Source organism: Pseudomonas sp. FeN3W (genome assembly GCA_030263805.2).
Classification (GTDB): domain Bacteria; phylum Pseudomonadota; class Gammaproteobacteria; order Pseudomonadales; family Pseudomonadaceae; genus Stutzerimonas; species Stutzerimonas stutzeri_G.
The window spans coordinates 294,581-321,211 of the sequence record CP136010.1 but is presented as its reverse complement, the minus strand read 5'-3'; the positions used below and the strand labels follow the sequence as shown (position 1 = coordinate 321,211).

General features: G+C 64.1%; 17 protein-coding genes. 8 read left to right on the top strand and 9 right to left on the bottom strand.

Translation table 11 applies throughout. From position 1 onward, the window contains the following. Positions 1–23 precede the first annotated feature (23 nt). Both P5704_001400 and P5704_001395 read right to left on the bottom strand, forming a co-directional pair. The gene (locus P5704_001400) at positions 24–881 is read right to left on the bottom strand and encodes an SDR family oxidoreductase (GenBank protein WOF79188.1); all 858 of its coding nucleotides are present in this window, start codon (positions 879–881) and stop codon (positions 24–26) included. Between the two features lie 106 nt (positions 882–987). Then, a complete protein-coding gene (locus tag P5704_001395) occupies positions 988–2,004 on the bottom strand; it encodes a zinc-dependent alcohol dehydrogenase family protein (protein ID WOF79187.1) in 1,017 nt (338 codons plus the stop codon). Positions 2,005–2,261: 257 nt separating this feature from the next. On the opposite strand from P5704_001395, the gene P5704_001390 reads away from it, so the two are divergent. From P5704_001390 to P5704_001360, 7 genes are all read left to right on the top strand, one after another. Next, entirely contained in the window at positions 2,262–3,179 is a 918-nt protein-coding gene (locus P5704_001390; GenBank protein WOF79186.1) for a LysR substrate-binding domain-containing protein, read from the top strand. A 305-nt stretch (positions 3,180–3,484) separates the two neighbouring features. Next, on the top strand, positions 3,485–4,714 hold the full coding sequence (locus P5704_001385) for an efflux RND transporter periplasmic adaptor subunit (protein WOF79185.1): 1,230 nt from the start codon (positions 3,485–3,487) through the stop codon (positions 4,712–4,714). Positions 4,715–4,810: 96 nt separating this feature from the next. Next, positions 4,811–7,981, top strand: coding sequence for an efflux RND transporter permease subunit (locus tag P5704_001380; GenBank protein WOF79184.1), 3,171 nt, complete (start codon positions 4,811–4,813; stop codon positions 7,979–7,981). Further along, the gene (locus P5704_001375; protein WOF79183.1) at positions 7,978–9,366 is read left to right on the top strand and encodes a TolC family protein; all 1,389 of its coding nucleotides are present in this window, start codon (positions 7,978–7,980) and stop codon (positions 9,364–9,366) included. The genes P5704_001380 and P5704_001375 overlap by 4 nt, the downstream gene beginning before the upstream one ends. Positions 9,367–9,629: 263 nt before the next feature. Next, complete coding sequence (locus P5704_001370) at positions 9,630–10,418, top strand: aminoglycoside nucleotidyltransferase ANT9 (protein ID WOF79182.1); 789 nt, start codon at positions 9,630–9,632, stop codon at positions 10,416–10,418. After that, positions 10,418–10,774, top strand: coding sequence for an MmcQ/YjbR family DNA-binding protein (locus P5704_001365; GenBank protein WOF81145.1), 357 nt, complete (start codon positions 10,418–10,420; stop codon positions 10,772–10,774). Before P5704_001370 ends, P5704_001365 begins: the two co-directional genes overlap by 1 nt. A gap of 217 nt (positions 10,775–10,991) precedes the next feature. Beyond that, entirely contained in the window at positions 10,992–11,984 is a 993-nt protein-coding gene (locus tag P5704_001360) for a TRAP transporter substrate-binding protein (GenBank protein ID WOF79181.1), read from the top strand. Positions 11,985–12,060: 76 nt separating this feature from the next. Here P5704_001360 and P5704_001355 read toward each other — a convergent pair whose 3' ends face one another. The 4 genes from P5704_001355 to P5704_001340 all read right to left on the bottom strand — a co-directional run bounded on the left by P5704_001355 (position 12,061) and on the right by P5704_001340 (position 21,158). Next, the gene (locus tag P5704_001355) at positions 12,061–13,554 is read right to left on the bottom strand and encodes an efflux transporter outer membrane subunit (GenBank protein ID WOF79180.1); all 1,494 of its coding nucleotides are present in this window, start codon (positions 13,552–13,554) and stop codon (positions 12,061–12,063) included. After that, complete coding sequence (locus P5704_001350; protein WOF79179.1) at positions 13,551–16,655, bottom strand: efflux RND transporter permease subunit; 3,105 nt, start codon at positions 16,653–16,655, stop codon at positions 13,551–13,553. Before P5704_001350 ends, P5704_001355 begins: the two co-directional genes overlap by 4 nt. Positions 16,656–16,839: 184 nt before the next feature. After that, positions 16,840–19,920: an MdtB/MuxB family multidrug efflux RND transporter permease subunit gene (locus P5704_001345; GenBank protein WOF79178.1), complete on the bottom strand. Its 3,081-nt coding sequence runs from the start codon at positions 19,918–19,920 to the stop codon at positions 16,840–16,842. Beyond that, positions 19,917–21,158: an MdtA/MuxA family multidrug efflux RND transporter periplasmic adaptor subunit gene (locus tag P5704_001340; protein ID WOF79177.1), complete on the bottom strand. Its 1,242-nt coding sequence runs from the start codon at positions 21,156–21,158 to the stop codon at positions 19,917–19,919. Before P5704_001340 ends, P5704_001345 begins: the two co-directional genes overlap by 4 nt. A 282-nt stretch (positions 21,159–21,440) precedes the next feature. Here P5704_001340 and P5704_001335 point away from each other — a divergent pair, with 282 nt between their 5' ends. Next, positions 21,441–22,907 carry a lipid II flippase MurJ gene (locus tag P5704_001335; protein ID WOF79176.1) on the top strand — a complete coding sequence of 489 codons (1,467 nt, stop codon included), beginning with the start codon at positions 21,441–21,443 and terminating at the stop codon, positions 22,905–22,907. Between the two features lie 105 nt (positions 22,908–23,012). Here P5704_001335 and P5704_001330 read toward each other — a convergent pair whose 3' ends face one another. From P5704_001330 to P5704_001320, 3 genes are all read right to left on the bottom strand, one after another. After that, positions 23,013–24,206 carry an NAD(P)-dependent oxidoreductase gene (locus P5704_001330; GenBank protein ID WOF81144.1) on the bottom strand — a complete coding sequence of 398 codons (1,194 nt, stop codon included), beginning with the start codon at positions 24,204–24,206 and terminating at the stop codon, positions 23,013–23,015. Between the two features lie 311 nt (positions 24,207–24,517). After that, positions 24,518–25,018, bottom strand: coding sequence for a thiol peroxidase (tpx, locus tag P5704_001325; protein WOF79175.1), 501 nt, complete (start codon positions 25,016–25,018; stop codon positions 24,518–24,520). 139 nt (positions 25,019–25,157) lie between these two features. Continuing rightward, the gene (locus tag P5704_001320; protein ID WOF79174.1) at positions 25,158–26,501 is read right to left on the bottom strand and encodes a sodium:alanine symporter family protein; all 1,344 of its coding nucleotides are present in this window, start codon (positions 26,499–26,501) and stop codon (positions 25,158–25,160) included. Positions 26,502–26,631 lie beyond the last annotated feature (130 nt).

The window sequence follows — 26,631 nt, the reverse complement described above, 5'->3', positions numbered from 1 at the left end:
GTCGTTCTCCAGCATGGGTTGGCTCAGCCGTTAACCACCGTGCCGCCATTGACGTGCAGCACCTGACCGCTGACATAGGCCGCATCGCTGCTCGCCAGGTAGACGTAGGCCGGCGCCACTTCATCGGGCTGGCCGGGGCGTTTCATCGGTGTATTGGAGCCGAATTCGGCCACCTTGTCGGCATCGAAGGTCGAAGGAATCAGCGGCGTCCAGATCGGCCCCGGTGCGACGCCGTTGACGCGAATGCCGCGCTCGGCGAGGTTCATCGACAGCGAACGGGTGAAGGCCGTGATGGCGCCCTTGGTTGCCGAATAGTCCAGCAGCTGCGGGCTGCCCTTGTAGGCGGTGACCGAGCTGGTGTTGATGATCGAAGCGCCCTTGCCCAGATGTGGCAGCGCCGCCTTGGTCATTTGGAACATGCCGAAGATGTTGGTGCGGAAGGTCTTTTCCCACTGTTCTTCGCTGATGTCTTCGAGCTTTTCCTGCGGGTGCTGCTCGGCAGCGTTGTTGATCAGAATGTCGAGCTTGCCGAACGCGGCGAGGGTTTCGTCGATGACCTTGCGGCAGACCTCGCGATCGGCCACGTCGCCGGCGAAGGTCAGGCAGCGGCGACCGTATCGTTCGACCACGCTGCGGGTTTGCTCGGCGTCCTGATGCTGGTCGAGATAGAGAATCGTCACATCGGCGCCCTCGCGGGCGTACAGCACCGCGACCGAGCGACCGATGCCGCTGTCACCACCGGTGATGATCGCGACCTTGCCTTCGAGCTTGCCCGCCGCCTTGTAGTCTTCGCCGCGGTATTCCGGGCGCGGGTTCATCAGCCCTTCCTTGCCGGGCTCGGGCTGCTCCTGCGGCGGTAGGGTCTGCTTGTCTTCGGCCATGGAAGATCCTCCGTCAAGGTTGTGAGCCTGTCTTCGGAGGACTGGAACGGTGCGAGAAAAGTTTCTGCGGGGTGATGAGAGGACTCTGTACCGGGCCCTCGAAGAATCAGTTCAGCGTCAGCACGACGCGGCCGCGAGGTACGCCGCTTTCGACATATTGGTGGGCTTCGATTGCCTGCTCGAAGGGGAACTGTCGGTCGAGCTGCGGCCAGATCAGCCGGTCCACTGTGAGCTGGTTGATATGCTGCAGCGCACGCTCCACGGCTTCACGGTTCTGCTCGATGCCCAGCTCCGGCTGCCCGGTGAAGTCGCACAGGCAGTGCAGGAAGAACTTGAAGTTCTTCTTGAAAGCCGCACACACCGGCAGGGCCGTTTCGTTGCCGCCGTTCATGCCATAGAGAATCAGCTTGCCCAGTGGCGCCATGACGTCGCCGAGCAGTTTCATCTGCGAACCGCCACAGGCATCCAGCACCACGTCTACGCCGCGGCCTTCGGTCACCTTCTGCAGGCGTCCGACCAGGTCTTCCTCTTCGGTGACGATCACGGTCTCCGCGCCCAGCTCGCGCAGGTAGTCGCGGTCCTCGCTGGTGTCGCAGGTGGCGATCACCCGTCCACCCAGCGCCTTGGCCAGCTGTACGGCTGCCGGCCCGGTGCAGTGCGCCGCCTGGTTGATCAGCACGTATTGGCCGGCTTCCAGCTGAGCAAGTTCGACCAGCGCGAAGTAGCTGACCAGCATCGGCGTGTAGTGGATCGCCGCCTCGCTGGCGCTGAGCATGTCCGGGTAACGCACCAGCGCCTGCTGCGGCAACAGTGCATGCTCGGCGTAGAGCGGATACTGATTGAGGTCGTGGGCCGGGAAGCCGGCAACATGATCGCCGACGCTGAAGCCCTGAACGCCCTCACCCACCGCCAGCACCTCGCCCGCCACCTCGCTGCCGAGCCCGGCAGGCAGACGCGCGTGTCGTGGCGCGAGGTCCTGGCGCCAGAGCACGTCATTCCAGCTGACGCCGATGGCTCGCACGCCAATCAGCACCTCGCCTGGGCCGGCAACCGGCATTGCGCGTTCCTCGTGGCGCAACACGTCGGCCGGGCCGAATTGATGAAAACGGATGATGCGGGACATTTCGACCCCTCACTTACTACTTGTGCGAACGGACTCTATCGTCAGTATCGTCACAACTCCAGCGCACGGCGTGGATTCCCATCGATAGTTCCCATGCGCAGCAATGATGGAACTGCGTATGTATGCTTGCCGGGCGCATTGCAGCTTTATGCATTTCGAAAGCGGGATCGGGCATGCCGTTGGCAGGCGAAGCTGTCTAGAATGCAGACCACCCTCCAGAGCCGGACGCCCGGCTGCAGGCTCGACGTGAACCAGGTATGAATCGCAACGACCTCCGCCGTGTTGACCTCAATCTGCTGATCGTCTTCGAAACGCTGATGCACGAGCGCAGTGTGACCCGCGCAGCGGAAAAGCTGTTTCTCGGCCAGCCGGCGATCAGTGCCGCGCTGGCACGACTGCGCACGCTGTTCGACGACCCGCTCTTCGTCCGTACCGGCCGCAGCATGGAGCCGACCGCGCGCGCGCTGGAGATCGCCCAGCTGCTTTCACCGGCGCTGGACTCGATCTCCACCGCCGTCAGCCGCGCCTCGACCTTCGACCCGGCCACCAGCACCCAGGTGTTTCGCATCGGCCTGACCGATGAAGTCGAGTTCGCCCTGCTACCGCCGCTGCTGCGTCGCCTGCGCGCCGAAGCGCCGGACGTGGTGCTGGTGGTGCGCCGCGCCAACTATCTGTTGATGCCCGGCCTGCTTGCGTCCGGCGAGATCTCGGTGGGCGTCTGCTACACCGAGGAGCTGCCGGCCAATGCCAAACGCAAGGTACTGCGCCGGCCCAGGCCGATGCTGCTGCGCGCCGACAGCATTCCCGGCCGGCTGAGCATGGAGGATTACTGCAGCCGCCCGCATGCGATGGTCTCCTTTGCCGGCGATCTCAACGGCTATATAGACGAGGAACTGGCCCTGCACGGTTGCAAGCGCAAGGTGGTCCTGGCGGTGCCGCAGTTCAACGGTCTGGCCAGCCTGCTTGCCGGAACCGACATCATCGCCACCGTTCCGGACTACGCCGCCGCGGCACTGGCGGCCAATGGCGGCGTGCGCGCCGAACCCTTGCCCTTCCAGACCAGCCAGGACTTCGAGCTGTCCATGGCCTGGCGCGGCGCCCAGGACAACGACCCCGCCGAGCGCTGGCTGCGCTCGCGCATCCAGATGTTCGTCGGCGATCCGGATAGCCTCTGACCGCGGTAGGTTGAGCGTAGCGAAGCCCAACGAGCGTGGTATCCGGCAACGCATTCGCCATGGTATTGAACTTCGACAACGGACGTGGTGTGGGCCGAAAGCGCGGTCGCGTTGGGCTTCGCCGCGGAGCGGCTCAACCCAACCTACGAGATCACGGATCGTCGGTGAATGGCCTCGCGTATACGTGATGACGAGCGCGCAACCATCACCGCCAATGATATTCACCTTTGCCTCGTTCGATTTTTGCTGAACGGTTTGACCACGCAGACTCCCGCCATCAACAAATCCGACTTGCGGAGTCAAGCATGGAACGTTCGTTCAACGCCTTGCGTTTTCCTCTTATCGCCCTGACGGTGCTGATCACCGCCGCTTGCGGCAAGGCACCGGAGGCCACCCAGTCGGGCACGCCGCCGCCCGTCGTCAGCGTCGCGGAAGTCATCGAACAGCAGGTGACCGAGTGGGACGAACTCACTGGCCGTCTGGAAGCGCCGGAGTCGGTGGAGATTCGTCCGCGCGTATCCGGCTTCATCGACAAGGTGGCCTTCGAGGAAGGTGCGCTGGTGAACAAAGGCGACCTCTTGTTCCAGATCGACCCACGTCCGTTCCAGGCCGAGGTCAAGCGCCTGCAGGCGCAACTGCAACAGGCTCGCGCCAATCAGCAACGTACCGTCGCCGAAGCAGAACGCGGCGAGCGCCTGCGCAAGAAGAACGCGATTTCCGACGAGCTCGCCGACGCCCGCGTCAGTGCCGCCAGTGAAGCCCGCTCGGCAACCGCGGCGATTCAGGCGCAACTGGACCGCGCGCAGCTGGATCTCTCCTTCACCCGCGTGACCGCGCCCATCGACGGTCGCGTCGGCCGCGCGCTGATCACCGCCGGCAACCTGGTCAACGCCGGCGAGGCGCTGCTGACCACGCTGGTCTCCACCGACCGGGTCTATGCCTATTTCGAGGCCGATGAGCGTACCTACCTCAAGTATCGCGAGCTGGCACGCAATGGCGACCGTGGCGAGGCGACCCCGGTCTATCTCGGCCTGTCCAGCGATGACGGCCATCCGCACCTGGGCCACATGGACTTCGTCGACAACCAGGTCGACCCGCGCACCGGCACCATCCGTGGTCGCGCTGTGTTCGACAACCGTGACGGCAGCTTCACCCCCGGCCTTTATGCGCGCCTGAAGCTGGTCGGCAGCGCCACCTACGACGCCGTGCTGATCAAGGACGCCGCGGTCGGTACCGACCTGGGCAAGAAGTTCGTCCTGGTGCTGACCGAGGACGGCACCGTCGCCTACCGCCCGGTCGAAGTCGGTCCCAAGCTCGAAGGGCTGCGCATCGTTCGCAGCGGTCTGGCCAAGGGCGAGAGCATCGTGGTCAACGGCCTGCAGCGCGTACGCCCGGGCAGCCCGGTGCAGCCGGAGTCGGTGCCCATGGCCGACGCCGAGACGCTGGCCACCCTGCGCCAGCAGAACCGCGCGATCAGCGAGGCGATGAAACCACAGGTCGTCGAGCGCAGCCTGGCCCAGCGCCCTAGCAGCTGAGTACCCCCGCAACTGCCCTGAACTCCGGCGCGCCTGCCGCGCCAATCCGATCGATCCGCCAGGGCGCCAGACGCGCGCCCTACCCCGGAGTGCGCCATGAATTTCTCGCAATTCTTCATCAAGCGGCCGATTTTCGCCGCCGTGCTGTCGCTGGTGATCCTCATCGGCGGGGCCATCTCGCTGTTCCAGCTGCCGATCAGCGAATACCCCGAAGTCGTCCCGCCCACCGTGGTGGTGCGCGCCGAGTTTCCCGGTGCCAACCCCAAGGTGATCGGTGAAACCGTCGCCTCCCCGCTGGAGCAGGCCATCACCGGCGTCGAGGGCATGCTCTACATGTCGTCCCAGGCCACCGCCGACGGCAAGCTGACCCTGACCATCACCTTTGGACTGGGCACTGATCTCGATAACGCCCAGGTGCAGGTGCAGAACCGCGTCACGCGCACCATGCCGACCTTGCCCACCGAGGTGCAGCGCCTCGGCGTGACCGTGGACAAGGCCTCCCCGGACCTGACCATGGTGGTGCACCTGACCTCGCCGGATCAGCGCTACGACATGCTCTACCTGTCCAACTACGCCACACTCAACGTCAAGGACGAGCTCGCGCGGCTGGATGGCATCGGTGATGTGCAGCTGTTCGGCATGGGTGATTACTCCCTGCGCGTCTGGCTCGACCCGGAGAAGGTCGCCTCGCGCAACCTCACCGCATCGGACGTGGTCAACGCGATCCGCGAGCAGAACCGCCAGGTCGCCGCAGGTTCTCTGGGCGCGCCGCCGGCACCGGGTGCCACGGACTTCCAGCTGTCGATCAACACCCAGGGTCGGCTGGTCACCGAAGAAGAATTCGAGAACATCATCATCCGCGCCGGCGAAGACGGCTCGATCACCCGTCTGCGGGACATCGCCCGGGTCGAACTGGGTTCCAGCCAGTACGCGCTGCGTTCGCTGCTGAACAACCAGCCCGCCGTCGCCATTCCGATATTCCAGCGCCCGGGTTCGAACGCCATCGAGATTTCCGACTCGGTGCGAGCACGCATGGCGGAGCTGAAAGGCGACTTCCCGGAAGGCGTGGACTACGAGATCGTCTATGACCCGACCATCTTCGTGCGCGGCTCCATCGAGGCGGTGGTGCACACCCTGCTCGAGGCCATCGTGCTGGTGGTGCTGGTGGTGATCCTGTTCCTGCAGACCTGGCGCGCCTCGATCATTCCACTGGCCGCCGTGCCGGTGTCGCTGATCGGCACCTTCGCGGTCATGCACCTGCTCGGTTTCTCGCTCAACGCACTGTCGCTGTTCGGTCTGGTGCTGGCGATCGGCATCGTGGTGGACGACGCCATCGTCGTGGTGGAGAACGTCGAGCGCAACATCGGCCTCGGCAAGTCGCCGGAGGAAGCGACCCGTCAGGCGATGAAGGAAGTGACCGGGCCGATCATCGCCACCGCGCTGGTGCTCTGCGCGGTGTTCATCCCCACCGCGTTCATTTCCGGCCTCACCGGGCAGTTCTACCAGCAGTTCGCGCTGACCATCGCCATTTCCACGGTGATCTCGGCATTCAACTCGCTGACCCTGTCGCCGGCGCTGGCGGCCAGCCTGCTCAAGGCCCACGACGCGCCGAAGGACGGCTTCTCGCGACTGCTCGACCGCATGCTCGGTGGCTGGCTGTTCGCGCCGTTCAACCGCATGTTCGATCACGCCAGCCACGGCTATGTCGGTCTGGTACGACGCATCCTGCGCGGCAGTGGCATTGCGCTGCTGGTCTATGTCGGCCTGGTCGGCCTCGGTTACCTGGGCTTCGCCAGCACGCCGACCGGTTTCGTCCCGCCGCAGGACAAGCAATACCTGGTCGCCTTCGCCCAGCTGCCGGACGCCGCCACGCTGGACCGCACCGAGGACGTGATCAAGCGCATGTCGGAAATCGCCGGCAAGCACCCCGGCGTGGAGAACACCGTGGCCTTCCCGGGCCTGTCGATCAACGGCTTCACCAACAGCCCGAACAGCGGCATCGTCTTCACTCCGCTCAAGCCGTTCGATGAGCGCAAGGACCCGTCACTCTCGGCCAACGCCATCGCGGCGGACCTGAATGGCCAGTTCGCGCAGATTCAGGATGCCTTCATCGCCATCTTCCCGCCGCCACCCGTACAAGGCCTGGGCACCATCGGCGGTTTCCGCGTGCAGGTGCAGGACCGCGGCAACCTCGGCTACGAGGAGCTGTACACCCAGGTGCAGAACGTCATCGCCAAGAGCGCCGACTATCCGGAGCTGGCCGGCCTGTTCACCAGCTACCAGGTCAACGTGCCGCAGGTGGATGCCGACATCGACCGCGAGAAGGCCAAGACCCACGGCGTGGCTATCGACGAGATCTTCGACACCATGCAGGTCTACCTTGGCTCGCTGTACGCCAACGACTTCAACCGCTTCGGTCGTACCTATCAGGTCAACGTCCAGGCGGACCAGAAGTTCCGTCTGGCCCCGGAGCAGATCGGCCAGCTGAAAGTGCGTAACGACCGCGGCGAAATGGTCCCGCTGTCGACCTTCGTCAACGTCACGGATAGCGCCGGCCCGGATCGGGTGATGCACTACAACGGCTTCCTCACCGCCGAGATCAACGGCGCCGCCGCACCGGGCTACAGCTCGGGGCAAGCCGAGGCCGCCATGGAGCGTCTGCTCCAGGCCGAGCTGCCCAACGGCATGAGCTACGAATGGACCGAGCTGACCTACCAGCAGATCCTCGCCGGCAACACCGCGGTGTTCGTCTTCCCGCTCTGTGTGCTCCTGGCGTTCCTGGTGCTGGCGGCGCAATACGAGAGCTGGAGCCTGCCGCTGGCGGTGATCCTGATCGTGCCGATGACCCTGCTCTCGGCGATCACCGGGGTGATCCTGGCCGGTAGCGACAACAACGTGTTCACCCAGATCGGCCTGATCGTGCTGGTGGGCCTGGCGTGCAAGAACGCCATCCTCATCGTCGAGTTCGCCAAGGACAAGCAGGAGGAAGGCATGGACCGGCTGGCCGCCATCCTCGAAGCCTGCCGCCTGCGTCTGCGGCCGATCCTGATGACCAGCTTCGCCTTCATCATGGGCGTGGTGCCGCTGGTGCTCTCCAGCGGGGCCGGCGCCGAGATGCGCCATGCCATGGGTGTTGCGGTGTTCAGCGGCATGCTTGGGGTGACCTTCTTCGGTCTGCTGCTGACCCCGGTGTTCTATCTGGTGATTCGTGCCTTCGTCGAGAAACGCGAAGCCCGCAAAGTGGCTTACAAGGAGGCCCGCGCATGAAGTTCTTTGCCCTTTCCCTGCTCACTCTGGCACTGAGCGCCTGTGCGGTCGGCCCCGATTACCGGGCACCGCAGCCGGAACCGGCGCGTATCGGCGGCGCATCGGCTGGCGACTACGACCGCTCGCGCTTCGAAGCGGCCTGGTGGCAGCAGTTCGACGATCCGACGCTGGACGCCCTGGTTGGCGAAGCCCTGGCCGAGAACCGCGAACTGCGCATCGCCTATGCCCGCCTGCGGGCGGCACGGGCGATTCGCGATGACGTCAGCAATGATCGTCTGCCCACCGTCACCGCGGGCGCCAGCGCCGATATCGGCAAGGCCCAGCAACCGGGTTTCAGTGAAGAGCGGGTGAACGCCGAGCGTTACGATCTGGGCCTGGACATGGCCTGGGAACTGGACCTGTTCGGCCGTATCCAGCGCCGCCTGGAATCCAGCGAGGCGCAGGCCGATGCCGTCGAAGCCGAGCTCTACCAGCTGCAGGTCAGCCTGATCGCCGAGCTGGTGGATGCCTACGGTCAGCTGCGCGGTGCCCAACTACGCGAGCGGATCGCCCGCGACAACTTGGCCAACCAGCGCAATTCCCATGAACTGACCGAGCAGCTGCGCGAAGCGGGCGTCGGTAGTGAGCTGGATGTCCTGCGCGCCGATGCCCGTCTGGCGGCCACCGAAGCCAGCCTGCCGCAATTGCAGGCGCAGCAGGCGCGTGCGCGCAACCGCATCGCTACTCTGCTCGGCCAGCGCGCCGATCAACTCGCCGTGGACCTCGCTCCGCGCGATCTGCCGGCAATCGCCAAGTCGCTACCGATTGGCGATCCAGGCGAGCTGCTGCGCCGGCGCCCGGACATTCGTGCAGCAGAGCGCCAGCTGGCCGCGGCCACTGCCGATGTCGGCGTGGCGACAGCCGATCTGTTTCCGCGCGTGAGTCTGTCGGGCTTTCTCGGCTTCGTTGCCGGGCGCGGCTCGCAGATCGGCTCCAGCGCAGCGCGGGCCTGGGGCGTGGCGCCGAGCATCAGTTGGGCAGCGTTCGACCTCGGCAGCGTGCGGGCCCGCCTGCGTGGCGCCGAGGCCGACGCCGATGCGGCGCTGGCCAGCTATGAGCAACAGGTATTACTGGCGCTGGAGGAATCTGAAAACGCCTTCAGCGATTACGCCAACGCCCAGCAGCGCCTGCTCTCCTTGATCCGCCAATCGACGGCCAGCCGCGCCGCCGCACAGCAAGCGGAAATCCGCTATCGCGAAGGCACGGCGGACTTTCTCGTACTGCTCGATGCCGAGCGCGAACGACTTCTGGCCGAAGACGCTCAGGCTCAGGCCGAAGTCGAGCTCTACCGCGGCGTGGTTGCCATCTACAAGGCCCTCGGTGGCGGCTGGACGCCGAGCGCCTGATACCGGCTCTCTCGTTGGATCGCCTCCTGGTCGATCACTTCTGCCCCGGGTGCGGCAACGCCACGGGGCATTTTTTGCCTGTTCGGCAGCACGCAATCCAGTCGACCACCTTGGGGGCTGAACGCCTCAGCCATTTCCCGCAACGTACGCTCCCGATGAATGCGCCGGGATAGCGCTATCGTCGCCCTGTTTGTATTGTCGGAGCCGGGCAACCACCTCTTGCCTCTTAATCCGGTCTGACTCTGATGCCCCTAGAAGCGTTCATGAATACATCGGTATCCAGCCAGGTCGAGCAGGTACTGGCCCTGCTGCAGCGTCACCTGGGCGGGAACCTGCTGGCCGTGCATCTGTTCGGCTCGGCCGTTGTCGGTGGGCTGAAACCCGGCAGCGATCTCGACCTGCTTGTTACGGTTGCAGCCCCCCTGCCGGAGGCCACGCGCCGCACAGTCATGGACGAGCTGCTGATGCTTTCCGCCTGGCCGGCCAGCGAGCGTCTGCGTCCGCTGGAAGTCACCTGGGTGGTACGCAGCTCGGTATGGCCCTGGCGCTATCCGGCAATGCGCGAGCTGCAGTTCGGCGAATGGCTGCGCGCCGATATCGAAGCCGGCCGCATCGAACCGCCCCAGGAAGACCACGACCTGGCCATTCTTCTGCACCAGGTGCGCAAGCACGGCATCAGCCTGCTTGGCCCAAGCGCGGCCGAGCTGTTCGAGCCGGTGCCCGAGCGAGACATGCGCCAAGCCTTGCACGACACGCTGGCGCAATGGTGCGAGCCTGCCGACTGGCAAGGCGATGAGTGCAACGTGGTATTGGCCGTGGCGCGCATCTGGCTGACCCTGACCACGGACGCCATCGCCCCGAAGGACGTCGCAGCGGCCTGGTTGCTCGAATGTCTGCCGGACGAGCACCGTGCCGTACTGGAGACAGCCCGCCAGGCCTATCGGGGCGACACGATCGAACAAGCTGCCCTGCGCCCACAGGCGGTGGAGGCGTTCATCCGGCATGCGCGCGCGCAGTTGCAGCTGCCGCAACCAACAGGAGCGGACCGATGATGACTACGGATCAGATCGCCGCCTTCTGCCTGACGCTTCCCGGCACCCGTGAAGACCTCAAGTGGGGCAGCAACCGGGTGTTCTCGGTAGCGGACAACAAGATGTTCGCCGTCCTCGATTTTCTTGGCGAGCACCTGGCATTCAAGGTCCATAGCGACCTGTTTCTGGGTTTCGTGGACCGTCCCGGCATCCGCCCGGCTCCTTACCTGGCCCGGGCGCACTGGATCAGCATGAGCGGTCGGCAGATTCCTCTAGCCGACGAAGAACTGCGCGACCTGCTGACCCGCGCACACCAGTTGGTGGTACGCAAGCTACCGAAACGCCTGCAATCAGGGCTATTGCTGGATCTGGATTAAGCCACCAGCGGATTGGAGAGCCGGGCCAGGCAGTGCACTCCACTCTGTTATGCCGCCACCGCAAATGTGACGTAGTGCCGCTCCCGCTGGGTTGGTTGGGGAAAGCGCTTTCAGTCGTCACCTATCTTTGGCATAAGAAGCGGTTGAAAGCCTAGAAGCGTCCTTGCGGTCGGTCCGCCTGGACGAACTGCCAACCAACCAGAATAAAGAGTCTTTCATGAAGCCGATCATTACCCTTGCCGGGCTTGTGCTGGCGGTCACCAGCGCATTCGCCCAGGCTGAGCCCATCGTCATCAAGTTTTCTCACGTAGTGGCCGAGGACACGCCCAAGGGCAAGGGTGCACTGATGTTCAAGCGCCTGGCCGAGGAGCGTCTGCCCGGCCAGGTAAGCGTCGAGGTCTACCCGAATTCGACGCTGTTCGGTGATGCCACGGAGCTGGAGGCATTGCGCAACAACGAAGTGCAGCTGCTGGCGCCGTCACTGGCCAAGTTCGAGCAATACACCAAGCAGCTGCAGGTATTCGACCTGCCCTTCCTGTTCGACGATATCGACGCGGTAAACCGCTTCCAGAAGCGCACCAAGGGCAAACAGCTGCTGCGCTCGATGGAAGACCAGAACATCACCGGCCTGGCCTACTGGCACAACGGCATGAAGCAGCTCTCGGCGACCCGTATGCTGCGCCTGCCGAGCGATGCATCGGGGCTGAGCTTCCGCATTCAACCCTCGGCCGTGCTCGAAGCGCAGTTCGGTGCAGTCGGCGCATCGACCCAGAAAATCCCCTTCGCCGATGTCTACGACGCCCTGCGTACCGGCACCGTACAGGGCGCGGAGAATCCCTGGTCGAACATCTACAGCAAGAAGATGCATACCGTGCAGCCCTACATCATCGAGAGCGATCACGGTGTGCTCGATTACATGGTGGTCAGCAACACCCGCTTCTGGATGGGCATGCCGCACAAGATCCGTTTCGAGCTGGAAGCCATCCTCGACGAGGTGAGCTACATGGTGAATCGCGAAGCCGAAGAGCTGAATCAGGCCGACCGCGAGCGCATTCGCCAGGCGGGAACGACCGAGATCGTCAGCCTGACTCCGGAAGAGCGCGAGCGCTGGCGCGAAGCGATGCGTCCGGTGTGGCAGCAGTTCGAGCCGGTGATCGGCGCGGACATCATCAAGGCGGCCCAGACCGTCAATCGCAAGCAACGCAATTAAGCGACGCCGCTTAGAACGCAAAAGCCCCGCGATCAAGCGGGGCTTTTGGTTTCCGGAAGCGGCTTCGCGGATGGAGTCAGCGCGCGTCCGGCACGGTCGCCGCCGTCGGTGGCTGATCCAGCTGCTGGCTGTCCCAGCCACCGCCCAGCGCGGCGATCAGCAGCACACTGGCAGTCAGTCGATCGCCTAGCAGGGTCAGGTTGGTGCGCTCGTTGTTCAGCGCGGTGGTCTGCACCGTGGCAACGCTGAGGAAATCGACGGTGCCTGCCCGATACTGGTTCTCGATCAGACGCAGGGACTCCTGGGCCGCCTCCAGCGCCTCGCGCTGCACCACCGCCTCCTCTTCCAGCACCCGTAACTGCACCAGGTAATCCTCCACCTCGCGGAAGCTGTCGAGCACGGTCTGCCGGTAAGTGGCCACGGTCTGGTCGTAACTGGCTTCGGCACGCTCCAGTTCGGCGCGGCGGCTGCCGAAGTCGAGCAGCGTCAGCGCCAGTTGCGGGCCGAGCGACCAGAAGCGGTTGGGCACGCTGAACAGGTCGCTGAAGCTGCTGTTGCGGTAGCCACCGCTGGCGGAGAGCGTCAGGTCCGGGTACCAGGCCGCTTCGGCGACGCCGATGTTGGCATTGGCCGCCATGACCTGGCGCTCGGCAGAGGCGATATCGGGACGCCGCTCCAGCAGCTGCGACGGCACGGCCAGCGGCACGCCTGGCAACGCCGGGATATCCGCGCGCACCGCGATGTCCAGTTCCGAGGGTGCAACGCCGATGAGCACGGCGATCGCGTGCTCCATCTGTGCCCGCTGCCAGCGCAGGTCGATGGCCTGGGCCTGGGTGCTCTTGAGTTGCGTCTGCGCCTGGGCGACGTCGGATTTCGGCACGATGCCGGCCCGATACTGGTTCTCGGTCAGACGCAGCGAGCGCACGTAGGCCGCGACGGTCTGATCAAGCAGGCGCTGATGTTCGTCGATCACACGCAGTTGCAGGTAGGTCTGCACCAGCTCGGCTTGCAGGCTCAGTCGCACTGCGGCCAGGTCTGCGGCGCTGGCCTGCATGCTGGCGCGGTTCGCTTCCAGATTGCGCCGCAGCCGGCCCCAGATATCCGCCTCCCAGGACGCACTCAGGCCCGCTTCGTAGCTTTCGCTGACGCCACTGCCGAACGAGCCGCCGCTGGTGTCCGAGCTACCGCTGCCCTGCGCCGAGCGGGTCACCCCGGCGCTGCCGGAGAGGATCGGAAATAGCTGTGAGCGTGCACCACGCACCAGTGCCCGCGCCTGACGGAACTGCGCCTCGGCGGCGGCCAGGTTTTGATTGTCGACGTTCAGCCGGGCGACCAGGGCGTCCAGATCGGCATCGTTATAAAGCCGCCACCACTCGCCACGCGCCAACACATCGGCCGGCGCCGCGGCTTTCCAGCCTTCGGCCTGTTTGAATTCGGTAGCCACGGGCAGCTCCGGACGTTGATAGTCCGGGCCCAGGGTGCAGGCGCCCAACGACAGGGTCAGCACGGCAGCCGCGAGGGGCCGCAGGGCATGCTTCAGCGATGAGGGGTTCAGCGACGACGGATTCATAGCGGGTTTTCCAGGGCGGCATCGGTGCGAACACCGCGCCAGCTGTTGAAACGATGACGCAGGCGGTCCAGGTACAGATAGACCACCGGCGTGGTGTAGAGGGTCAGGATCTGACTCAGCAGCAGACCGCCGATGATGGTCAGCCCCAGCGGCTGGCGCATCTCGGCGCCTTCCGCGCCGCCGAGCAGCAGCGGCAGCGCGCCGAGGATGGCGGCCATGGTGGTCATCAGGATCGGCCGGAAACGCAGCAGGCAGGCGCGATGGATCGAATCGGTGGGCGACAGGCTGTCGTTGCGTTCGAACTGCAGGGCCAGGTCGATCATCAGGATCGCGTTCTTCTTCACCACGCCGATCAGCAGGAACAGCCCGAGCAGCGAGATCAGGCTGAATTGGTCGCCGGTGAGGATGATCGCCAGCAACGCGCCGACCCCGGCCGACGGCAGTGTCGAGAGAATGGTCAGCGGATGGATATAGCTCTCGTAGAGGATGCCCAGCACGATGTAGACCAGCAGCAAGGCACCGAGAATCATCAGTGGCTGGCCTTGCTGAGTGCTTTCGAAGGCGCTGCCAGTGCCACCGAGGCGGCCCTGCACCTCACTCGGCATGCCGATGGCGGCGACGGCGCGCTCGATGGCCAGGGTCGCCTGATCGAGGCTGACGTCAGGAGCGAGGTCGAAGTCGATGTTCTCCGCAGCGAACTGCCCGTCGTGGCTGACCCTATCTTCCTCCAGGCTGCGCTCGTAGCGGGCGAGCGCGGCGAGCGGCACGCGCCGGCCATCCTCGGTGACGACGTGGATTTGCTCCAGCACCTCGGGATACTGCGCGTAGCTCGGATCGATCTCCATCACCACCTGGTACTGGTTGAGCGATTCGTAGATGGTAGAAATCTGCCGCTGGCTGAAAGCGTTGTTCAGCAGCGTGGTCACGGTACTCATGTCGATGCCCAGACGCTTGGCCGCGTCGCGATCGATCTTCAGGCTGATCTGCTGCGCGCCTTCGCCGTCATTGGCGTCGATGCTGGTCAGTTCCGGCAGCGCCGACAGTGCCTGGGTGACCCGCGGCACCCAGGTGCGCAGATCATTCAGGTCGCTGGCCAGCAGCGTGTAGGAATAGGCCGAACTGCTCTGCCGACCACCGCCGAACTGCAGGTCCTGATCGGCCATGAGGAACATGCGTCCGCCAGGTACCTTGGGCTGGTTCTTGCGGATGCGCTCGATGACCTTCTGCGCCGAAATCTTCCGCTCGCTCAGCGGCTTGAGGCGCACGATCATGAAGGCGTTGTTGATACCGCCCTGCCCGCCGATGAAGCCCGCCACGCTCTCCACCGCCGGATCGGCGAGCACCGCCTTGCGGAAGACTTCCATCTTCGGCTGCATGACCTGGAAGGACAGGCCGTCATCACCGCGGATGAAGCCGGTCAGCTGGCCGGTGTCCTGTTGCGGCAGGAAGGTCTTGGGCACCTGCACATAGAGCACAACGTTCAGCGCGATGGTCGCCAGCAGGCTCAACAGGGTGATGCGGCGATGCCGCAGTGCCCAGCTCAGCGACCGGTCGTAGTGACGCAGCAGCCACTGATGGGCCTGGTGGCTCCAGCGCTGCAGGCGGCCTTCCTGCGCCGGCTGGTGTGGCTTCAGCCAGCGCGCGCAGAGCATCGGCGTCAGGGTCAGCGACACCAGCAGGGAGACCAGAATCGCCGCCGCCAGGGTGATGGAAAACTCGCGGAACAGGCGCTCGACGATGCCACCCATGTAGAGAATGGAGACGAACACCACCACCAGCGAGAGGTTCATCGACAGCAACGTGAAACCGACCTCGCGGGTGCCGACGTAGGCGGCCTTCAACGGTGGCATGCCGTCGTCGATATGCCGGGCGATGTTCTCCAGCACCACGATGGCGTCGTCCACCACCAGGCCGGCAGCGAGAATCAGCGCCATCAGCGAGAGGATGTTCAGCGAAAAGCCGAACAGGTACATCACGGCAAAGGTACCGACCAGCGACACCGGTACCGCCAGCGCCGGGATCAGTGAGGTGCGCAGGCTGCCGAGAAACAGGAACACCAGCACGATGACCAGCCCTACCGCGATCAGCAGCGTGCGCTCGGCCTCGTGCAACGTGGCGCGGATCACCGGCGAGCGGTCCATGGCAACGTTCAGATCGACGCTGCCGGGCATGATCGCCTGCAACGCCGGCAGTTCGCGGCGGATGCCCTCGATGGTTTCGATGATGTTGGCGCCGGCCTGGCGGTTGACGATCAGCAGCACCGCCTGTTCGTTGTTGAAGAAGCCACTGTTGTAGCGGTCCTCCACCGAATCGCGCACCTTCGCGACATCACCCAGGCGCAGCGCCGCGCCCTCCTGGTAGCGGATGATCAGCGGTGTGTAGTCGGCCGCATCGTGCAACTGGTCATTGGCGCGAACCTGCCAGTGACGGTCTGCATCCTCGACCATGCCCTTGGGCCGGCGCACGTTGCCGTTGGCGATGGTCTGGCGCACTTCGTCCAGCGACACGCCGTACTGTTCCAGCTGCTGCGGCTGCAGTTCGATGCGCACGGCGGGCAGCGAGCTGCCGCCGACCTGAATTTCGCCGACGCCGGACACCTGCGACAGCTTCTGCGCCAGGATGGTCGAGCCGATGTCGTAGAGATCGGCCTTGTCCAGCACGTCCGAGGTCAACGAGAGCACCATGATCGGCGCCTGGGACGGATTGATCTTGCGGTAGGTGGGCATGCTGCGCATGCCGCTGGGCAGCAGGTTGCGCGCGGCGTTGATGGCCGCCTGCACATCGCGGGCGGCACCATTGATCTCGCGATCCAGATCGAACTGGATGATGATCCGCGTCGAGCCCTGGCTGCTGCGACTGGTCATCTGGCTGACCCCGGCGATACTGCCCAGCGAGCGCTCCAAGGGGGTCGCGACGCTGGAGGCCATGATCTCCGGGCTGGCGCCCGGCAGGCTGGCCTGCACGGTGATCACCGGGAAATCCATATTCGGCAGCGGCGATACCGGCAGCAGGCCGAAGCTGACGCCACCCAGCAACAGGATCGCCAGACTGAGCAACATGGTCGCCACGGGACGGGCGATAAAGGGAGCGGAGAGGTTCATGGGTGCGCTCCAGAGGAGAGCTGGAAGCCGGAAGCTGGAAGCTGGAAGCTAAAAGCACGGCTCGTGACAATACCTGCTGCCGACCGAACGGAGCGACCACCCGTTTTGGCCAATATCGGGCGCTTTCCAGCATGCACGCATTGCTCTGCTTCCAGCTTCCAGCTTCCAGCTTCCAGCTCGACACTCACGCTCCAACCCCCTGTCCCACTTCGTCCTTGCGGGCAAAGCGCTGGCCGAGCCGATCGAAGAACAAATAGATCACCGGGGTGGTGAACAGCGTCAGCAGCTGGCTGAGCAGCAGACCGCCGACCAGCACCAGACCCAACGGTTGGCGCAACTCGGCGCCGGAGCCGGATGCCAGCATCAGCGGAATCGCACCAAACAGCGCCGCCAGAGTGGTCATCAGGATCGGCCGGAAACGCAGCAGCGCCGCGCGGTAGATCGCATCCTGCGGACTCATGCCCTGCTGCCGTTCGGCCTCCAGGGCGAAGTCGATCATCATGATCGCGTTCTTCTTGACGATGCCGATCAGCAGGATGATGCCGATGATCGCGATCAGCCCGAGGTCGTTGCCGGTCAGCAACAAGGCAAGCAAGGCACCGACCGCCGCCGACGGCAGCGTCGAGAGGATGGTGATCGGGTGGATATAGCTCTCGTAGAGCACGCCGAGCACGATATACATGGTCACCACCGCGGCGAGAATCAGCAGCAGTGTGCTCGACAGCGAGGCGCGGAACGCCTCGGCCGCACCCTGGAAGCGCGTCTGGATACCGGCCGGCAGCCCGATCTCCTGCTCCACTGCCTCGATCACTTCAACCGCCTTGCCGAGCGAGACGCCGCTGGCCAGGTTGAACGACAGGGTCACCGCCGGGAACTGGCCGATATGGTTGATCAGCAAGGGCGCGTTGCGTTGCTCCAGCGTCGCCAGGCTGGACAATCGCACCGGCGTGCCGCCTTCGCTCTGCACGAACAACTGCTCCAGCGCCTGCGGGCCTAGGCGGTTGCCTGCCTCTGCCTCCAGCACCACGCGGTACTGGCTGGCCTGGGTGAAGATGGTCGAGATCTGCCGCTGGCCGAAGGCATCGTAGAGCGCGTCGGTGATATCCGCGACCTGGATGCCCAGGCGCGCCGCGGCGTCACGGTCGATGTCCAGATAGATCTGCAGACCGTTGCCTTGCAGGTCGCTGGCGACGTCGGTGAGTTCCGGGCGCTCGCGCAGCGCCTCGACCAACCGCGGCGTCCACTCCTGCAGCAGGTTGCTGTCCGGCGTTTCCAGGCTGAACTGGAACTGGGTGCGACTGACCCGGTCCTCGATGGACAGATCCTGCACCGGCTGCAGGTACAGCTCGATACCCGGCACTTTGGCCAGCTCCGGTCGCAGCCGGTCGATGATCTGGCTGGCAGTCAGATCGCGCTCACCGTGGGGCTTGAGGTTGATCAGCAGGCGGCCGCTGTTGAGCGTGACGTTGTCGCCATCCACGCCGATGTAGGACGACAGGCTGTCCACCGCCGGATCGGCAAGAATCACCCGCGCCAGTGCCTGCTGGCGCTCGCTCATGGCGCGGAAGGAAATCGATTGCGGTGCCTCGCTGATGCCTTGGATCACACCGGTGTCCTGTACCGGGAAGAAGCCCTTGGGCACCGCCAGGTAGAGAACGACGGTGAGCCCCAGGGTCGCGACGGCGACGAGCAGGGTCAGCATCTGGTGCCCGAGCACCCAGGTCAGCCAGCGCGAATAGCCGCCGATCAGCCGCTCGACCCAGTCCGGCTTGGCCTCGGCGGCGGTTTCCGCCTTGAGCAGCTTGGCGCACATCATCGGCGTCAGCGTCAGCGACACCACCAGCGAGATCAGAATCGCCACCGCCAGGGTGATGGCGAACTCGCGGAACAGTCGGCCAACCACGTCTTGCATGAACAGCAGCGGAATCAGCACGGCGATCAGCGAGAAAGTCAGCGAGATCAAGGTGAAACCGATCTGTTTCGCGCCCTTCAGCGCGGCGTTGAGCGGTGTCTCGCCCTCCTCCAGGTGTCGCGCGATGTTCTCCAGCATGACGATGGCATCGTCCACCACGAAGCCGGTGGCAATCGTCAGCGCCATCAGGGTCAGGTTGTTCAGGGAGAAACCGCAGACGTACATCACCGCGAAAGTGCCGACCAGCGACAGCGGCACGGCAATCGACGGGATCACCGTGGCCGAGAGTTTCTTGAGAAAGACGAAGGTGACCATCACCACCAGGAAGGTGGCGAGCATCAGCTCGTGCTGCACGTCGGTGACCGCCGCGCGGATTGTCTGGGTACGGTCGGTGAGCACCACCACATCCAGGCCGGCCGGCATGCTGGCAGTCACTTCCGGTAGCAGCGCCTGGATGCGCTCGACCACGTCGATGACGTTGGCACCGGGCTGGCGCTGGACATTGAGCAGCACCGCCTGGCTGTCGTTGGCCCACGCCGCGAGGCGCTCGTTCTCGGCGCCGTCGATGATGTCGGCGACATCCTTCAGCCGCAGCGCGGCGCCATCCTCGTAGGTGAGGATCAGCTCGGCATATTCCTCTGGCGTCTTCAGCTGGTCGTTGGCATCGAGCATCGACACCCGGGTCGGGCCGTCGAAGTTACCCTTGGGCTGATTGACGTTGGAGCTGGTGATCAGCGAGCGCACGTCGGCCAGCGACAGACCGTACGCGGCAAGTGCTTCCGGGTTGGTGCGGATACGCACCGCCGGGCGCTGGCCACCGGCGATACTGACCATGCCGACGCCGTTGATCTGCGCCAGTTTCTGCGCCATGCGCGTGTCGACCAGATCATGCAGTTTGGGCAGTGGCAGCGATTCGGATGTCACCGCCAGGGTCAGCACCGGCGTATCGGCCGGGTTGACCTTGTTGTACACCGGTGGCGCCGGCAAATCGTTGGGCAGCAGGTTGTTCGCTGCATTGATCGCAGCCTGCACTTCCTGCTCGGCCACATCCAGCGCCACATCCAGCGAGAAACGCAGGGTAATCACCGAGGCGCCGCCGGAACTGGTGGATGACAGCTGCTCGAGGCCCGGCATCTGCCCGAACTGGCGCTCCAGCGGCGCGGTGACGGCGCTGGTCATGACTTCGGGGCTGGCCCCGGGATACAGCGTCATCACGCGGATCGTCGGGTAGTCCACCTGTGGCAATGCCGCCACCGGCAACAGCTTGTAGGCGATCAGCCCTGCCAGCAGGATTGCGATCATGCTCAGCGTGGTCGCAACCGGTCGCAGGATGAACAACCGCGAGATGTTCATCGCTCTTCGCGCTCCGCAGCCTCACCGCCCCCGAGTACCGGATTTTCCGCGGCCTGTTCGGCCATGCGCTGACTGCCCACGACCTCCACTTCAGCGTCATCGCGCAGTCGGTCGGTGCCCTCCATCACCACCCGCTCGCCCACCTTCAAGCCCTCGAGCACTACCGTGGTCGCACCGTTGGTAGGCCCGGCCTGCAGCGTCCGCAGCTCCACCTTGTTGTCGTCACCGACGACGTAGACGAAGGTACCGCGCGAGCCGAACTGCAGCGCCGCAGACGGAATCAGCACGGCATCGCGCAGGGTCTCCACCCGCAGGCGCACGTTGACGAACTGGTTGGGGATGAGCAGCTCCGCTTCATTGTCGAAACGCGCCTTCAGGCGCAGTGTGCCGGTGGCCGCGTCGATCTGGTTATCGATGCTCTCCAGCACGCCCTCGCCAAACTGGATCTTTTCACCGCGATCCCAGATCTGCACGGCCAGCTGATCGCCCTGGCGATAGCGGGTGAGCACCGGCAGCAACTCGCCCTCGGGCAAGGTGAAGCTGATGGACATCGGCTGGGTCTGGGTGATCACCACCAGCGGCGTGGTGTCGTTGGCCGTGACCAGATTGCCTACATCGAGCTGACGCAGGCCGACCCGACCATCGATGGGTGAGCGAATCTGGGTGAACTCGAGATTCAGGCGCGCCTCGTTGACCGCCGCCTGATTGGCAGCCAGCGTGCCCTGGTACTGGCTGACCAGCGCTTCCTGGGTATCCAGCGTCTGCTTGGCAATGCTGTCGTCGGCGTAGAGGCCGCGATATCGCTCGAAGTCCACCTGCGCGTTCTTCAGCTGGGCGCGGTTCTGCTGCAAGGTGCCCTCTGCCTGCTGCAACGCGACCTTGTAAGGGCGCGGGTCGATGACAGCCAGCAGATCGCCCTGCTTGACGCGCTGCCCCTCCTCGAAACGCAGCTCGACCAGTTCGCCGCCTACCCGGCTGCGCAGATTCACCGTGTTCAAGGGCGTCACGCTGCCGAGCGCCTTGTTGAAGACCTCGAACTCCCCCTGCTCCACCTTGGCCACGCGCACGGGCACTGGCCCGCCAAATGCGCCGAAGCCTGGCCGCCCGCCTGGACGCTGAGGGGTTTCCTGAGGTGCAGGCCACAGCCACCAGACCAACAGCCCGATGGCAGCTATGGCGAGGATGATGAGCAGCCAACGAAGGCTGGAACGTGCGGAAGAAGGATGAGCCACGGTCATGAACGGGGTTCGCTTGAAAAGGAGCGTGAACCATAAGCAGTCGCGAACCGCTCGCAAAGTGCCTTTACGGCATTTTTACGTATCGGCATGTATGAAGAGCCCCAGACCGACCTGTGCGCGTCGGAACCATGTGCCGGGTCTTAAGTCTATTTAGCGTTCTTCTCGGGCCAGCGAGCTGCGAGGGGAAGAGCTGTAAGCAGGCCGTATGGTCTGCCAGCACGTCGAATCGGACATTGTCGTGTCGCTAACGGGCCATCATCGATGGCCAGCAAGGATCAAGGAATGAATGTATCGCTGGTCATTCTGGCGTTGACCGTCGCCAGTTTTCTTCTCGGGTTTCTTCGCGATCTGTTCATCGCCCGCTCTTTCGGCCTCAGCTGGGAAGCGGACCTCATCTTCGTCGCCCTGATCCTGCCGCTGTTCTTCGAGAACTTCCTCGGTCTCGCCTTGCGCGACGCCATGATCCCGTACCTGCAGAAGCTGCGCAGCCAGTCGCAATCGCTGTTCGAGGCGGTCGCGCGCTGGCTGTACTGGCGCATCATGCTGCTCGGTGGGGCGGCCTGCCTGCTGATACTGCTGACCAGCTACTGGGTGCTGAACGCCCTGGCGCCGGGCTGGACACCGGAACAGGTCGCCAACGGACAACTGGTCTTCTGCATCGGTGCACTACTGATCGGCGTACAGGCCGCGCTGTACTGCCAGGGCGCGTTGCTCAACATGGACAACGTGTTCGTCATGCCGATGACGCGGACCCTGCTGCTCAATGCCGGAGCAATCATCGGGATTCTGCTGTTCGAACCCAGCGGCATGGTGATCTTCCTCGGCATGCTGTTGCCGCAGCTGGCCCTGATCGTCGTGCAGCACCGCCGCATTCGTTACCTGCGAGGAGAAGCGCAACCGCTGGAAAAAGGCCACGGCAGTCAGTTTGGCCTGGCATTCGCCCCGGTACTGCTGGCCGCCGGTGCCCAGCAGGCGTGCATCCTGGCCGAGCGGATGTTCGCCTCGTTCCTCGAGGAAGGCAGCATCACCATGCTGTCGTTCGCCTTCCGCATCGTCACTATCCCGCTGACGCTGTACGCGATGTCCGTGCTTTCCGTGCTTTTCCCGCAATTCTCTTCCAGCTGGAACGAGCAGGATCACAGTGCTCATGCCGCGGTTATCCGCAAGGGACTGCTGGCGACGTTGCTGTTTCTGGTGCCGGCCACCGTCGTGCTGTGCTCCTTCCCGGAAGCGGTTGTCGCGGTACTGCTTGAACGCGGCGAGTTCGGCGCCACGCAAACCCAGGCGACGGCCTCGCTGATGGTCATCTACGCGCTCGGTCTGCCGTCGATGGGGCTCGCCTTGCTCTGGGGCCGCGCCCTGCTCGCCCAGCACCAGGTTCGCCTGTTTCTGGTGATCACGCTGATCAGCTCGGCCATGACCATCAGCCTGGATGCCGCGCTTTACAAGCCCTATGGGGCTGCAGGCCTGGCGCTGGCCTTCTCCTGCGGTGTCACGTTGCAGGCGCTGTTCATGGGGCTGTTCGTCTATCGCGCTTCGCCCAAGGGCGCCGGTGTGGCTGTGCTCGCGCGCTGGGCTGCGACCGCAACGGTGTTGGCCACGGCGCTGCACTTCGTGCCCCAGCCACAAGGCTTTATCGAACTCTGCGTCTATATCGGGCTGGTGCTGATCGGTTTCGCCGCCGGCGTGACTCTGCTCGGCGAGCGCGACCTGTTCAAGCGACACTACTGGTCCATGCGCAAAGCCTGACGGCAGCGCGGCGGTCCCTGCATCGCCGCTCTTTCGATCCTCACTGACAGCAAAAACAAAAAGGCCGCTGACATCGGACAGCGGCCTTGTTGGTTCGAGGGTCGTTCAACCGCCGAAGGCGAGCATCCCCATGGTGTTGGTGTTGATGCCAGGTTCAGCACAGTCTGACGGTTTGCTCTCGACTTCGCTCATGCGCGGCTTGCGCTGCTCCAGCACGATATCCAGAGCGCGACTCGGCAGAATGTCGATGTCGTCGAAGGTGATGATCTGGCCAGGCTCGACGGCGCGTTTGAGCGCAGTCTTGCGCAGCAGACCGATCGGCACGTGATCCGAGTGCTCGGCGAGCTTGATCGCCTCGCCACGGAACTGGAAACCACCGATGCCACGCTCGATCAGTTCGCCCGGCTTCATGGCGCGCTTGGCGATGGCCGCGACACCGAGGGTCGGTTCGGTCGAGTTGTTGAGCAGCACACCGCCGCCATTCAGCACGCGGCGTACGGTCTTGCCCACTTCCAGCGAGCAGAGGTGGAACGGACGCACCAGCGTGTAGAAGGGCCCGCGGCCCAGCTTGAAGTATTCGATTGCCTGCGCCTGATCCTCGTCATGCCTGCCCACCAGGAACACGCCGCCGGCCGGGTAGCCGGAAGGAATGACGTAGTCGACGATTGGCTGCCCGGCGCGCTCGGCCATCATGCCGAGCAGGCTGGCACTGTCGTCCAGGTTGGTCGAGGCCAGACCTTCCATGCCCTGACGGGTGATGGTGGCGCCCAGGCCGTTACCAATGATCACCTGCTCGATCTGCACCTTGGTGCCGTCGGTGAAGGACGTAGTCTGGTCGACGCTGATCCCCTGCCGATTGGCCCAGTAGACCATGTCTTCCGGAGTCGGATCATGGTTCAGATAGCCCTTCATATTGCCGTACACCAGCGGCTGAAAGCCCATCTGCAGCGCGTCTTCATGCAGGGCCGCAAGGGAACCCGGCTGGTCGCCCTCGGCTTCGGTAAGGAAGCCTCTGCCGGCCAGGTAGGAGCCCGTGGTCACTTGCAGCTCTGCATTGACCGTTACGACCTGCAAACCGGCTTCAAAAGCACGTTCGATGACTGAAGTCCCATGGAACACGTCACCACTGCACTCGACGATCAGATCGGAATGATCGATCAGCTCGTCCAGCGAGTTGGTGAGTACGTCTGCCAGCGGGAAGTCAGCCATCGTTGAGAGCGGTCGGCGTGTCAGGACGCGCGAGATTTCCATGTCCGGATAGTGTTTCTTGATTAGCCGCACGAAGCCGCGGGCGATCATTCCGGTTCCGGATACACCGATTTTCTTGATCTCTGAGGTAGGCATAACTGAATCCATTCAATGGGCATCAGCGCTATGACAGCAGCTGAGCGAAAAGATTTTTGAAAAGCTGCCTATTTGCCACTTTTGCAGACTTCTCCACACCCGGAACGCTGAAGCCAGGCGGCATGCATGAAAGTAGTTGCCTCGGAGGGTTAGCGCTAATTGACGACGACGGGCGGTTTTGCACCTATCGATGGATTTCTGTCGCCAGAAACGAAACGGCGAGCGCGTTTGAAAGCGACTCGCCGTTTCGTTCCCAAAAAGGCCGATCAGCCAAGCGAGGCGATGGCTGCCTCGTAGTTCGGCTCACTGCCAATTTCGCTGACCAACTCGCTGTGCAGGACGCGATCCTGCTCATCGAGCACGACTACCGCGCGTGCCGCGACCCCGGCCAGCGGACCGCTGGCAATCGCTACGCCGTAATCCTTGAGGAACTCGGCACCGCGCATGGTGGACAGGTTGATGACATTTTCCAGCCCCTCGGCGCCGCAGAAGCGTTTCTGCGCGAATGGCAGGTCGGCGGAAATGCACAGCACCACGGTGTTTTCCAGGGCATTGGCCTGCGCGTTGAACTTGCGCACCGAGGTGGCGCAGGTCGGCGTGTCGATGCTTGGGAAGATGTTGAGAATCTTGCGCTTGCCGGCAAGGCTCGACAGCTCGACATCGGAAAGGTCAGCGCCCACCAGGCGGAACGCATTGGCCTGCTGGCCGGCCTGCGGGAAGTCACCGGCTACTTGGATCGGTGTGCCTTTCAGGGTGATTTCAGTCATTTGCTTCGCTCCTCGATATGCATGGGCATAAAAAAGGTCGTGGAACGCAGAGCTCCACGACCTGGGTGGTCGACACGGGCCTTGTTCCTACACACGACCGATGCAGCGCAGGTTGGCCTGCACCGGTCGCCATCGGACATCAGCTGCGTGCGAAATATTCCTTGGTCAGCTTGACCACTACCGGACTCAGCAGCAACAGCGAAACCAGGTTGGGGATCGCCATCAGGCCGTTGAGGGTATCGGCCAACAGCCAGGCGAAGTCGAGCTGGGCGATGGCACCGAACGGCACCGCCAGAACCCAGATCACGCGGAACGGCCAGATGGCTCGCGTGCCGACCAGGAACTCCCAGCATTTCTCGCCGAAATAGCTCCAACCAAGGATGGTGGTAAAGGCGAAGACCACCAGCGCGATGGTCAGGATGACGCCACCGATACCCGGCATGGCCGACTCGAAGGCTGCCGCAGACAGCGCTGCGCCGCTTTCGCCGCTGGTCCAGACGCCGGTGCAGATGATCGCCAGACCGGTCATCGAACAGACGATGATGGTGTCGATGAACGTACCCAGCATGCCGATCATGCCCGAGCGCACCGAGCTGGTGGTGGTGCCGGCCGCCTGAGCGATACCGGCGGTACCAAGGCCCGCCTCGTTGGAGAAGATGCCGCGGGCAACACCGAAGCGAATCGCCGCCATGACCGCAGCGCCGGCGAAACCACCGGTAGCGGCGATCGGGGTGAAGGCGTGGGTGAAGATCAGGTCAAACGCCGCCGGAATGGCCGATGCATTGACTACCAGCACCACTACAGCAGCGATCAGGTAAGCCAGGCACATGAACGGTACCAGCGACGCGGCGACCACACCGATGCGGCGAATACCGCCAAGAATTACCAGGCCGACGATCACCATGGTGATCAGGCCGGTCGCCCACAGCGGCACCGAGAAGGTGGTTTCCAGCGCATGGGCCATGCTGTTGACCTGCACCATGTTGCCAATGCCGAAGCCGGCCAGGCCGCCGAAGATGGCGAAGGCCGTGCCCAGCCAGACCCACTTCTTGCCCAGCCCGTTCTTGATCGCATACATCGGGCCGCCGACGTGCTCGCCACGGTCGTCCTTCTCGCGGTAGTGAACGGCCAGCACGACTTCGCAGTACTTGGTGGCCATACCCACCAGCGCGGTGCACCACATCCAGAACAGCGCACCCGGCCCGCCGAGGAAGATGGCCGTGGCCACGCCCGCGATGTTGCCGGTGCCCACGGTCGCCGCCAGCGAGGTCATCAATGCCTGGAACGGGCTGATTTCACCAGTGGCTTCGTCGCCTTTGGCACGCCCACCCCACATCAGCGCAAAACCGGTCGGGATGCGGGTCAGCGGCATGAATTTGAGGAAGATCATCAGGAACAGGCCGGTACCGAGGATCAGCACCAGCATGGGTGGGCCCCAGACGAGGCCGTTGACGCTATTGACGAGGTTATTCAGAAATTCCATTCGAGCACCTTATTTCTTATAGGCGAGTTCCCTCGCGTTAGGGTCGCGCTACCGTGGAGCCGTTGAAAAACATGGCGCTTGTGGCGGTGGTTTTTCAGCGACCAGGTAACGGCGATTCCGATACGCCTCT